This is a genomic window from Rhizobium aethiopicum, assembly GCF_900094625.1.
In the GTDB taxonomy this organism is placed as follows: Bacteria; Pseudomonadota; Alphaproteobacteria; order Rhizobiales; family Rhizobiaceae; genus Rhizobium; species Rhizobium aethiopicum.
The window spans coordinates 108783-120972 of the sequence record NZ_FMAJ01000016.1 but is presented as its reverse complement, the minus strand read 5'-3'; the positions used below and the strand labels follow the sequence as shown (position 1 = coordinate 120972).

The following is a 12190-nucleotide window of genomic DNA, read 5'->3' as shown; positions in this document are numbered from 1 at the left end:
GCTTATCGGTGGACACAATTTTGCTTGCATACGATGCATCGCGACGAACAACACCTCCCTTGGGAAGTGGCGCTGATCCAAGACCTTAACCGCATTTGCAATTGTAAACCATGAAATCCTTAGCTGAAAATTGGGCTGATTCTGCCCGTTAAGTCCAACTGACTTAAGGTATTCCGCCGTTTGAAATCGCAAATTGAAAGCGACAAGCGAAAGCCATTGTTTACGTAAGGCAGTCGAGCAAAGGCCACGTTGAGAACAATCCTGCGAGCTGTCGCCGGCAATATATGAACTGGTTGACTTCGGGCGGCATCGCGGCTTCCGCACCGTTGAGGTCATCGATGATGATCTCAGACGTTCAGCCAGCGGAATGGTTGCCCGTCCAGCTCCTGAGAAGCTGGTGGCTGCATTGTCCGTCGGCAAAGTCGGTACTGTTCTTTGCTTCGACGCGCCGCGCCTCGCGCGCAATGGGCGCGACTACCTGCCTTTCGCCCTGGCCGGCGGCCAACTCCTATTCCATCTGATCAGCAGGCTCTACGAGCGCACGTCGATCATTGTCACCACGAACCTGGCGTTCGGTGAATGGCCGACGGTGTTCGGCGATGCCAAGATGACGACGGCACTTCTCGACCGCCTGACCCATCACTGCGAGATTGTCGAGACCGGCAATGAGTCCTGGCGCTTCAAGAACCGCTCTCAAAGCTAAAGTCGAAGAAGATCATCACCCGCACTTGGCCTACCCTCTGCAACCCCGGCCAGCGCCGGGCAGGCCAAGCGCTGATCTACAGCACAGGGGGGTCAAAATTGGATAAGCAAAAGGGGTGAATGTTCGGTGCTGATTGACGTGTCATCACGCCATTTGTCGTCGTTCAGGACAATCTCCGCGACAAACTGGTCGACAGTCGCGTTCTCGACGGCTGGGTAGACGGGCCTCGGACGTGGGTCAGGGACCGGGTTGGGACCGTTCAAACAGTTCAAGGCCGAGAAGCGGATATTGTTTTCTTTGTTCTGAGCGCGCAGTCTCCCTCTCAACAGGGCGCACGCGCGTGGGCTGGTGGAAGACCGAATCTCGCCAATGTCGGCGTAACCCGCGCGAAGACATCGCTCTTCGTCATCGGAAATCGAGCCGCATGGAAATCGGCAGGCTTCTTCGCGGCCCTACATAGGTACCTGCCGCAGCGCAATCTTTGATGCTGCCGAGCTTATTGGGAAAACGGCTTCCTGCTCTGGTCGGCATTTTAGGCTCCACCAGCGGCCACCATCTCGTCAAAGCGGGGCAGCCGCAGCAGGCTGTCATAGCGATGCAAGAGCCCGGCAACGGCGACGAACCGTCGTCCGCGCTGGGCGCTTGCCGAGAGTGCAGCGAACAGGTCTTGCGTCAGTCCCGCAAGATCGAGGAACACAACGAGTCGCGCGAGAAAAAAGTCGATTTCTCTGAGGTTGTGACGCGTCGAAAACAGTTGGCCCGGGTGACAGTCCGATGGCCAGAAAGGCGTTCCGGCGGCGATCACATCGAGGGCTTCGCCAAACCCGCTGGGGTCGTCGGCAGCAACGTCTCCCAACGCCGCCCGGATGGGGTCGTAAAGCTCCGGGGTCCGGCCACGCAACACGGTTTCCATCGCCCGGGCCATGCCGCCGTGTGCGGAACGATAGGCTGGAACGCCCTCGTTGGAGACCCGGAAGAACGCCTCTGGGGCATCCAGGATTTTAAGGTCCGTCGATGCCGGTGGCCCACTCTGGAATTCGTCGATTTGCCTGAAGAGGGTGCCAGGGATCTGCAGCAACGTCGACCCCTCGCGCTCGTCTGGCTTCAACATCCCCCAGATGGCCACGACCTGGGTGATATCCGCTCGGACGTCAAAATAGTTCCGCGGATAGGCCATCAAGGCCGGGTTCCAATACTTCGACAGCGCATGGAGGCGCAGCGATAGGATGGACGCGATTGGTGCAGAGGCAAGAACCGGATAGGCGGTAATAGCGTCGCGATAAGGAGCATGGTCGACGAAAGCCGGGGTACGTCCGAGCGCCACCGTCGCAACGGCAAGCGCCAAGAGGGTCCCCAGCGCGAAGGGGTTTCGCGACGATGGCTGAAAAGGGAAGGATGCGCTCTCGGTTGCCCACAGAAGGTCGCTTTCCTGGACGGCGCCAGTCGCCAGACAAGACAATGCCCATTTCCAAAGCCAGTGGCTGGTCAAGTCGCCCAATTTGTCAAGGGGCGGCTCATGCTCGGGAGCCTCCGCCATCCGCAATACGCCGCTCCGGCCGGAGCGAACGACGCCTTCGAAGTCGGCCTCGGAAAACAGGGCTGCGATCCGGCGAGCCGTATCAATGTCTTCCACTATGTCGAGCTGCCGTCCGTGGCCGGAGCCTTGGTAAGAATGCTCATCGGAACCCGCATCGATAAGCGCCAGCTGCTCCATCTCCAGATCGCCTATGGGCTCATATCGTTCTGCCTGCCTCGATGTGACCCCGAGGCGCGCCCGTTCGGCACGGCGAGTCGCAACAGCCTTTCTGCGCGCGTCGACAGGCAAGGCTGCGGTCTCCTGGTTGGACAGCCCGATGTCCGATTTGTCCTCGCGGCGGAGGATTGCACGCGCCGCAAGCGGCATCGCGAAGACGTCTTCCCCGGCAAGGTCAATCAGGCGGCGCACCAGGCTGGGATCGGTGAGCAGTAAACCGACCTCGCCCAAGAAGGCGTCATGATAGGCTGCGAGAGTTGCAGCGTCCGGCTCGCCAGCCCCACCGCCAGCCCGGTACCAGTTGGCGGCAGCGCGATGGACCGCGCGAACCGTCTCGCGCATGGGGATCTCGGAATTTCCCGCCGGTGACAGGTCGCTGTCGAGCATCGGCAGCATGATGCGCCTGAGGACAGGAACGTGGCGTATTGCGTCATCGCCGGAGCGCTCGACCAGCCAGACTTCACGGGAGAGGGCCTCAAAGAGGTCTATAGATTTCTGCACATCGATTGCGCCAAGTGCTGTCGGACCGGCAAGGACCTCCCGGATAAGTGTGGGCGTGACCACCGTGAGCGCAAGTCCCGGATGTGCCAGTTTGGAAAGGTCGTCCCTGGAAATCAGCCGCTCCCCGGCAGCATCGGTGACGATATGGTCTTTCAACCGGTGCAGAAAGCGGGAATAGAGCACGCGCGTACTGGATGCGGCACCAAGAACCCCTGAGCCTTCGGCAAGCGTGGCAGCCTCCTCGATCTCCGCAGCCGTGCGCCCGCGCGAAAACGCAGCGAGCAACAGGAGCACGATTGGAAACCGCGGAATGGCGCCAACGAGGCGCCGGCTTCGCGCCTGTGTGAAGATTTGGCGATCTGCACGGCTCCTCAGGAACTCGACCGCGGCCTCGGGACCGAGCTCGCCGATCTCCAGGCGTGCTTCGAACCAACGAGCAGCATCACCATCATCGCCCTGGAAGGGATGCGCTCGGCCAGCGACTACCGCCCTTACATCCTTGAACAGCGGACGTCCGTCGTGGCACCGGAGCACTTCGAGTGAGTTCAAGAATTCGAGCACAAGGCCGAACGGCTCCTGGTCCAGAAAAGGGGCCTTCATATTGGAGCGTACCAGGACTTCCTCGAAGGTATCGACGAGGACAACGAGGGTTTGTTCGGCAAACATCCCGTCACCCAAGGCCCGTTGCATTTCCTCGCGCATGGATGAAACAACGTTCAAGCTCTCGGTACCGGAGAGCCGCTCCACGTCGCCGCTCTCTTGAGTGAGCCTGTGCAGATCGTTTCGAGCCGCGTTCCGGATCGCCGATAGACGCTCGGCCGCTGCTGGCCTGGCAAAGCCGATCTGCCGAGTAACCTCGTTCAGCCATTCGCGCTCGCCCCCGAGAGCAACGTTGCGCTGGTCAAAATCAATCCAGACGCAGATCGGACCTGACCAGTCGTCTTTCTGGGTGCGGCGCATTAAATCGGCGACAAGAGCCGACTTGCCCGAGCCGCCTATGCCGGTGACGAGCAGAGGACGAAGGCGTGCGAAGTCGCTTGGCGGTTTGGGGAGCGCGACCAGTGGCTGCTGCAAAAGGCCGCTTTCAATATACTGGTCGAGGGCATGTGCCTCGAGCGCACGGCCAAACAGCTTACGGGGGGCCACAAAGTCCTGCCGGCGTCGCTCGGCCTTGCGCGCCAACATCACGCGCGGGTCTACCGGCGGTTCCCTGACCGGCCAATCCGTCGGCAAGGAACGGACGAAATCGAGCGCCAAGGCCTGTAACATCAGGTCGTCCGTCGACATTTTGCGCGGATCGCCGGCTGCCGCCCCCTTTTTCAACATTGCCTGGAGGACTTGGCCGAAGCGATCAGAAACTTGCGGTTTGGTTTGCCTGACGGTCTGTTCCAGTACCCCCTCGGCGGCCATCTCCCTCAAAGTGTCGCGCCGTGGCTGCGGCCGCAGGCGCCAGAGCACGCGCTTGTCTTCGATGACCTCTTCCATCATCGGCGATAAGAATGCCAGGACACGGTCCTCGAAGGCCTCCTTGTCCTCCGCGCGGACCGGCAGCTGCAGGAAAGCCACCGGATCGAACGTGCCGACGACGGCGGCCCGCCGGCGAAGGACGAGAGCGGCGTTTTCGGGTGTGTCATGTTTGGTTGCGTTCATACACCCATCCGTTTCTTGAGATGGGGGTCGAGGTCGTTGCGGACAACCGCGGCGACGGCCTGCGTCATGCTGAAGGTCTCGCTGACCCGGCTGCTTGCGACCGACGAGACGACGGCGGCAAGGCATTCGCACGCCACGTCCGGCAAGCCGAACCGCCCGTCAACTCGATTGCCTACCCAGGAGGCTACCCGGCTGCTGTCGAGATGCGTCAGCGGCTTTTCGAGGCGTTTGGCCTTGATGCCTTGCAGTGACGGCAGATCGACGTCAACCAGGCCGAGCATGACGAGGCGAAGCGACGGTTCGACGGAGACGTCTGCATAAAGCCGGTCGAGGAGCGTTCGCGTAGTTGTGTCCGGCAGCGCGTGTTTTTCAAGTTCGTCGATGACGAGCCACAATGTTCGCTGGCCAGCGATCCTGACGAGCTCAGCCTTTAGTTCGCCAGCAACGCGCATGACAACGTCGTTGATCTCGGTCGATTGACGATCGGCAGGTAGGCTGCTGTCATCAACGGGGGTCAGGGCGGATGACCGGCCGGCGCTGACAGCCTCAAGGAGGGCGGCTGCAGTGCGGTACGCGTTCTGCATTAGGTTTGCGGCGCTGATCTCGACGATTTCGTGTTCGGCGAGATCAAGAAATTCCCGCAGGATGCGCCTTGAGAAACTTTTGCCGACGCGCTGGAGCGGCTTTCCGTCCACACCGAGATCGGCGCGAACGATGAGTATCTTGACCTTGCCCCGGCTTGCCTCCGCAATCGCCTCCTGCAACTCTCCGCGCCCAATCAATGGATCGCCATTTGACAGCGCTGGTTTGAGTGCTTGGAGAGCACCCATCCGGGCGATGATGGCCGGTCCGGCCTTGGCACGGATACGGCGCAACGGTATGGCGATATTGACGTTCGCGCTTGGCACGGGATCGCCGTTATCGTCGCTGATATCAGAATTGCCGCCATAGGTGACGCCCGCTTGGTGCAGCGCCACCGGCATCATGTCGAAATTGAAGCAAGGTGCGCCGGATGAGCCGCCGATGGAATTTGCGCTATGAAGGATCCTCGCAGATGTCTTCGCGGGAACGCCGCCGAGAAGGTTTGCAGCTGGTAGACCGAGATCGAAACTTCCGTAGGACAGGCGCATCGAAAATTCGCCCGGGTGATGCAGGAGGACCATATTGCCTCTTGGCATAGGCGGGTCTTCGGAGACGATATCATAAAAGCGCCGCTCCAGTCCTGCCGGCTCGGCGATCTCAATCACGGCGAAATCGTCGTACGGCTCGAAATCCGCGCCGTCTGCCGGCCAGTCGCCGGCACCTTCACTGCCGGTTCGCTCGGATCCTTCGGCACTGCTTGCCGCGACCAGCCAGTTCTCGATTACACCGATGCGGATAACACCGCCCGCCTGTGCGGCGCGTGCCGTGAAATCGAATTCCACGCCGAGCCTTGCCGCGCTGCCGGCGGCAGCCTTCCATGATTCTGCCGGGGCGAGCCCTGCGGCCGCAGCCTCTTCGTCGCTCATAGGTTCCAACAGCGAACGAACGACGTGCCAGTTCGTCAGCACGAGGCGCGGCCCGATCAGGAAACCCGTTCCCCGTGTACGCCGGGCACCATCGCGCACAACGATGCGACAGGTGCAGCGTTGTGCGCGCATCACCGCGGCATTGACGTCGTCGGGATCGCGAAAGCGCTCCTGGTCATTAACGATTGCCTCGAAGGTGACGAGCACGCTCGCGCGATCGCGCGCATCCGCAACCAGCGCGGCCGCCATGACCACCCCGCCAGTACCATCATCCTCGCTGCTTGCCTTGAACAGCGTTGCACCGCCTGCGGAACAGAAACCCTGCAGGAACCCTTTATCGCTCGCATAGCGCAGCGCAGCTTCGAAATCGGCGAAATCTCGCTCGCGGCCCGGGCCAAGGGGCGCTGCCCGCTGACGTTTCAAGGCGACGGCCTTGAACGGGATGCGTTCGTCAGGGCTCACCTCGGCAAAGGCGTCGAAGGCCTTTTCGAACGTCTCGCGGGTTACCTTGACCTGACGTGAGAGCCTGCCGGGATCGAGCTCATCAGGACCTTCTGACACGGCGCGCCCTATCTCCATACCATCCGTTCGGTAACATCCGCCCCGATAAATGGCGATTGTTTCACTGCGGCCAGAGAGTGAGCGTAATTGGCGGTCATCACCTGGCCTGCGAAATGCAGGCCAAGGATCGGAAGATCGTTTGAAAAGGTAATGATTGCGGAGCCTGACGAGCCACCCAGCGTTGTCGCGTCATGGCTGAATATCCAGTGATTGCCGTCCGCCTTCACGCCCCCGGCCGCTTGGACGATGGTGCCCGGGCTGAAATATTTCCGGCCATAGTCGAGACCGAAGATCATCGCCAGACGGCCTCCGATCGTCTCAGTAGCTTCCTTGCCGGAAGGATCCTCCAGAGCGGACCGATCAGGACGGGCAGGATAACCGACCACCGCGATATCCTGCAAAGTTGCGGCTTCGCCGGGATCGCCCGTCAGCCCCACGGTCGCGGGGAGCTTCGCGGTAGTGTTCTCCGTTTCGACGTCGAGCACCACCATGTCAAGATGAGCGAAATCGACGCTTCTGCCAATTTGGGCATCACCAGCAGCGGCAACCCCTTTGACCTTGAAACGCAATTCGTTGCCCCTTCCGTTGTCGCTGAAATTGATCGTGACACCGTCACGCATGAACCATTTCGATCCGCTACCTCTCTTGACGACGACGTCCGCGATGGCCTCTGCCACATGGCGGTTGGTCACGACGAGCCCGGGACCGGCGACCCATCCCGTACCGACATGTGCGCCCGCAACGTCGATGCGGCCGACGCTCGCACAAAGGGCGGGCAGATATTGCTTGGCCGCCGTCAGAAGCGCACTCCAATCGGTGAATTCGGCATGCTTCGAGGAGATCGCGCCATCCTCCACCTTGAAGGCTGGGCGGCCCTTCAGCCGGACAAGCGCCTCGGTCACGATTCTGCCTTCGATGGAAAGCGCCGCCTCGCCATCGCTGGCAAGCTGGCGGACGACCGCTTCGGTGCTGTTCAACAGATCGCGGCGTGCGGCGGTTGCCTCAGGGGTACTTTCCGTCTGGGATTCGATCTGCGTCAGCGTGCCTTCGATGAGATCTTGCAAGTCCCTCAGACCCGTCCCGGCAAGACTTGCGCGCGCGTTTTCTGCAGTGCTTTCCTGGCCAGGCTTCAACGGCGCAATTATTGTCAGAGGGTGGCGCGCAGGCGGTGTGGGCGCAAGAATCGGAGCTTGGAGATGTGGAACTGCATTCGCAAATCGCAGGCTTCGTTTCAAGACGGTGGGCGCCTTGGCTTGAAGCCCTGGTGACGGGAGCGGCCGGGCAGGGGTTTCGAGCAGCGCGGAGCGCCCGGCGTCGCCGCGCCTCCAGGCGTCGGCGGCAAGGTAGCTTGCCTCTGCGCCGTAACGCGCCCAAACCACATCCGTGCTCTGGGCATCGGCAAAGACTTGCGCAACGGCGGCGCTCTCCGGCGCATCCGGAACGGCTTCAGGTGCTATTTCATTCCCGGTTGCTGCCGGGATCTTCGCCAGCGCCAAGCGCAGCAAGGCAGCGGCATCGACAACACCGGCACCGTAAAGCCAGCTGTTCCAGCGGGCGGGACGCCGTGCAGTCGCCGTCAGTGCCGCGCGAAAGAGCGCCTGGACGCTGACGCCGCGGCGCTTGGCCTCCGCCCGAACCTTGTCGCGTCCGAACCGCGCAAGCCATAGCGCCGCCACGCCGGCGGTGGTCGTTACCGCGAAGGAGGTCCCCTGCCCACCGCTAACCGTGCCGATGCCGAGATCATTCGGTGTCCTGCGTGCCACGTAGACATTCTCCGCTGGAGCGGCGATCGTCACACTGGGCCCGGCGCTGGTTCCCTTCCACGGTTTGTCGTTCGAATCGACACCGGCCACAGCAATGACACGGTCGTCTGAGGCCGGATAGACGACGAAGTTGACACAATTTCCTGCCGCGGCAAGCACGATCAGTCCCCGATCGACGGCGACGCCGATGGCAGCCGAAATCGATCTTGAGAAGATCCCCCCGAGGCTCATGGTGATGATGTCGGCCTTGATTTTCACGGCGTGAAGGATGGCGGCCGCCACCGGGGTCCCGTCGAATATCTTGACGTCGGTCGTGCAACGGATCGGCACAAGGCTCGCTGCTGGTGCCGTTCCGACCATCTGGCCACGTTCACGGCTTACGACCACACTCGCCGTGGCCGTTCCATGTCCGGGATTGGCAAAAGACGGATCAAGGGGATCAGCGGGGTCCTTATCTCCACCAACGATGTCGATGGCGAGATCGAAGCGAAGCGCCTCGGTATCCAGTTCGGGATGACTGGCGACACCGGTATCGGGCTGAGCGACGATAATGCCCGCACCCTTTTTGGGCGAAATCGCCCAGGCTTCGGGCGCGCGCACCGCCTTTGCCGACCAGTGGAAATCAGTGGGGGCCGACGCCTTCGACCAGCAAAGGGCATCGACAGCCGCTGATTCCGGATTGGTCCGGTCAAGCCTATGGGCATCGGGCTCGGCGTAAAGTGTCGAGCCGATGTCGGGCGTGCAGGACACGAGTTCGAGTTCACCTGCAAGGTAGTCGGCAATCGCGAATAGGCGGTCCGGTGCGATGGTGCGCGCAACGCCAGGAAATTGCAGGACATAGAACGTCGGGAGCAAGGGATCGAGCGGCTGAAGGACGAAGCGGCCGTCTTTCAGCAAACCGGCGATGTGGGCCTCCAACCCGCCAGCGTCATCTGGCCGCTTCAACTCCAGTTCGAAGCGTATAATTCCTGGCCGGAGAACGGGATCTTCGGCGTCGCAGGCTTCACAGACGGAACGCAGGATATCAAGTTCAATCACCGTATCGCCCCCCAAGGATACTACTTTATGTCTCTTATTTTTCGATTTTGCAATGAGGATACGCTGCCATGGTTGTATGAATCAGCAATATAAACAATACTGCTGACATTCTTTACAGCAACGATTGCATGCCGGTTTCAACACGTCTTCCGGGTCTTGTCACATGACCAGCAAGATTATAGAGGCGGGCTCGCTTTCTCCCGTTAACCCTGGTGCCGTATCATTTGCTGCTGAGCCGCCTGAGTACGTCGTCGGACCGGACATTGCCGAGAACCGGCTTCCGGCGGCCGGTAAATTGGCTCTTTGCGAACTTTGCGTCCGGGCCGACGTCGTGGAGGAAGATCTGGCAGATCTCCATTCCCGGCTGCAGGGCGATCGGCACCTCTCCGACGTTACTCAATTCGAGGGCAAGACAGCCAGCAAACCCCGGCTGGATTCCGGCTGCCGTCTCGATAATCAGACCGCGCCGTCCGAGTGACGATTTCCCTGTGACATAGCCGGCGAGATCCGCCGGCAGGCGCATCCACTCCAAGGTCGTCCCGAGTACGAAATTGTGCGGGTGCAGGATGAACTCCTCGCCGAATCGAACGAAATGTTCCTTGGTCGGAACCGGATCCTCATCCGGTTCACTGACGCGCAACAGCGAGGTGCGCGAGTGCCGCAGTGTCCGAAACCATCGGCCGAGACGCAGATCGAGCGACGCGGCGCCCACGGCGGCCAGCCGTCCAAGATCAGGGCGCGGCACGATTGCCAGCATGCCTCCGTCGGCGCCAGGAGCGAGATTGAGCCGGCCGATCAATCCAGTGCTGCTCAACATAGAGATTACCTCGTGCGGGACTCAAATTCCATGACTTCCATGGTTTTGAACACCAGATCGTTGAGGATTTCCAGTCTAGTGTCCTCGCGGAAGTTGAAATTCTTCCAATGCGCCCAGTTGAGCCGGATCGCCCAACCTGCGTTGATCGTATCGCCGATCGAAGTCGTCGATGCTGCCGGTGACAGGGCGCAGAATTGTTTCACAATTCGATCGCGCTCGGCGTCGGAAGGCAAAGCCAGGCCGGTGCGGGCGACGTGACCACTTACGGCGGCGATCAGATCCTCGATCATCGCGGTGGACGCCTGATCTGCCATACGCAGGCAAAACGCCTCGTTGGCCTGTAGCCGCTTCGGCAAATCGATGAAATAGCCCGAGAAGGCCGGCGGCTCGGTGATCCCGAACGCTCTCGCTGCGCTTTCGAGTGCCGTGACCCGCGAGCCCAAGGACGGATAGTAGGCGGCGCGCTCGCCTGTGTGCGGCGCGATCAGGTAGATGAACGAATAAAGGTAGCTTTCACCGAACAGTCGCAGCCCGATGATATCGCAGAAAAGCTCTTCAATCTGGCGCGTGGCCAGCCGGTAGGAGCGCGCCCAGATGCTGCGCAGGAAAAGGTCGCTCAACAGGTCGGCCGGCTTGGTTTGGACGTCGAACAACTGCTGGAATTCACTCCAGCTGTTTTGATATTCGCCAACCAGGCGGCTCTGCAATGTTGCGTCAAGGGCAGAAAGGTGGGGGCTGCGGTGCGGCTTCTTGCGCCAGATGGAATGGCCGAGTTCATGACCGGCAAGAGGAACGATCAACGGGTTGCCGGATTCGGTCGCTGGCAGCCCTATGAACATGAGATTGGGGAATTCGTCAGTAATCGCGGGATAAGTAAACGGCGAAAAGCTCCATTCCGAGCTGACGATCAACTTGGCTTCCGGCCCGTAGATAGTCTGGCTCATGCGCAGAAGCGGATCGTAGATCTCGAACGCATTGCGCACGTTAGTCGAGCGCAGGATAAAGCCGAGAACGGTATAATAGCGCGCTATGTAGGCATTGACCTGCGCGGTTACCTGCTGGCGTATTGTATGGTCAGTCGTTGGCCCGATCCCGGAAAGCCGGTTCAGTTCCCGACCGTAAAGATCGGCCAGCAATTTAAGAGCTTCTCTCGATTCCTGATAGGGAAACTCCGATGTCTGCAGATGCTTGATCTGGTCAATGACCGACAGCAGCTTCTGCCGCACGAAATCGATGTCAAGCGACCCGTTCGTCATATGCCGGCATCCACTCGTCGTCGGGCGCGGGTGTCAGTTCCTCGAGAAGAACCTGATGCAATGACAGGCAGAAGCGCTTGAGGGAGCCAATCTCCTCGCTGCCGGTGCTTTCACCGGCGGCGATGGCTTTTGCCTGCGCGACGAGATCCCTGACCCACTGTTCAAGATCGTTGAAGTTGCTGAGTGAGGCGCCTTCGGTGTGAAAGATCGCTGAGTTGAGGATCTCGACGTTGACCGGGTTTTCACTCAGGGCGAAAAGACTGACAGGCCGTCCGCCACTCGGCGGCGCCTCAAGATAGTGACCGAAGCGCTGGATAGTCGCCAGATCAGCCGGCTGCCGCTTTTCCAACTTGTCGAGCTCGATGGCGGCGTCAAGGGCGAGCGATGGGAAGTCCATGAATTGATTTCCTCGGCTTTGCATTGGTCGCGAACTGTTCCGCCTGTGATATCATCGAAACGGTTTGGTACAGAAATCGAACCGGGACGGACCAGCGAAACTATGAATCCGCGGTGACTCCTCGTCAAGCGTCTAAAACGGACTATGGTGAACGGTGATGCGTACGAATGCTCAATCATCGACTCCCTCCATGGCGAAATCCGGACCTCGACGGGCAAATAGTGAGGACGTGGGGTGCCGAGG

7 protein-coding genes and 2 pseudogenes are annotated in these 12190 nt (G+C 60.6%); 3 read left to right on the top strand and 6 right to left on the bottom strand.

Features of this window, described 5'->3' with window-relative positions; translation table 11 throughout:
* Positions 1–215 precede the first annotated feature (215 nt).
* The 3 genes and pseudogenes from GA0061105_RS34120 to GA0061105_RS26290 all read left to right on the top strand — a co-directional run.
* Positions 216–478: pseudogene (locus GA0061105_RS34120) on the top strand (recombinase family protein); the annotation flags it as partial.
* A pseudogene (locus GA0061105_RS33810) lies at positions 476–703 on the top strand (ATP-binding protein); the annotation flags it as partial. The pseudogenes GA0061105_RS34120 and GA0061105_RS33810, both read left to right, overlap by 3 nt.
* 143 nt (positions 704–846) lie before the next feature.
* Positions 847–1188, top strand: a complete 342-nt coding sequence (locus GA0061105_RS26290; RefSeq protein ID WP_077991556.1) for an AAA domain-containing protein — start codon at positions 847–849, stop codon at positions 1186–1188.
* Positions 1189–1235: 47 nt separating this feature from the next.
* Here GA0061105_RS26290 and GA0061105_RS26285 read toward each other — a convergent pair whose 3' ends face one another.
* From GA0061105_RS26285 to GA0061105_RS26260, 6 genes are all read right to left on the bottom strand, one after another.
* A complete protein-coding gene (locus tag GA0061105_RS26285; RefSeq protein ID WP_167358583.1) occupies positions 1236–4445 on the bottom strand; it encodes an AAA family ATPase in 3210 nt (1069 codons plus the stop codon).
* Between the two features lie 158 nt (positions 4446–4603).
* The gene (locus GA0061105_RS26280) at positions 4604–6676 is read right to left on the bottom strand and encodes a trypsin-like serine peptidase (RefSeq protein ID WP_064820001.1); all 2073 of its coding nucleotides are present in this window, start codon (positions 6674–6676) and stop codon (positions 4604–4606) included.
* 8 nt (positions 6677–6684) lie between these two features.
* Positions 6685–9477: a S8 family serine peptidase gene (locus GA0061105_RS26275; RefSeq protein ID WP_125462012.1), complete on the bottom strand. Its 2793-nt coding sequence runs from the start codon at positions 9475–9477 to the stop codon at positions 6685–6687.
* A 220-nt stretch (positions 9478–9697) separates the two neighbouring features.
* Positions 9698–10234, bottom strand: coding sequence for a dCTP deaminase (gene dcd, locus GA0061105_RS26270; RefSeq protein ID WP_164740502.1), 537 nt, complete (start codon positions 10232–10234; stop codon positions 9698–9700).
* 65 nt (positions 10235–10299) lie between these two features.
* The gene (locus tag GA0061105_RS26265; protein WP_016737369.1) at positions 10300–11550 is read right to left on the bottom strand and encodes a hypothetical protein; all 1251 of its coding nucleotides are present in this window, start codon (positions 11548–11550) and stop codon (positions 10300–10302) included.
* Positions 11531–11947 (bottom strand): hypothetical protein, encoded by a 417-nt coding sequence (locus GA0061105_RS26260; RefSeq protein WP_016737370.1) that lies wholly within the window; start codon positions 11945–11947, stop codon positions 11531–11533. The genes GA0061105_RS26265 and GA0061105_RS26260 overlap by 20 nt, the downstream gene beginning before the upstream one ends.
* Positions 11948–12190 lie beyond the last annotated feature (243 nt).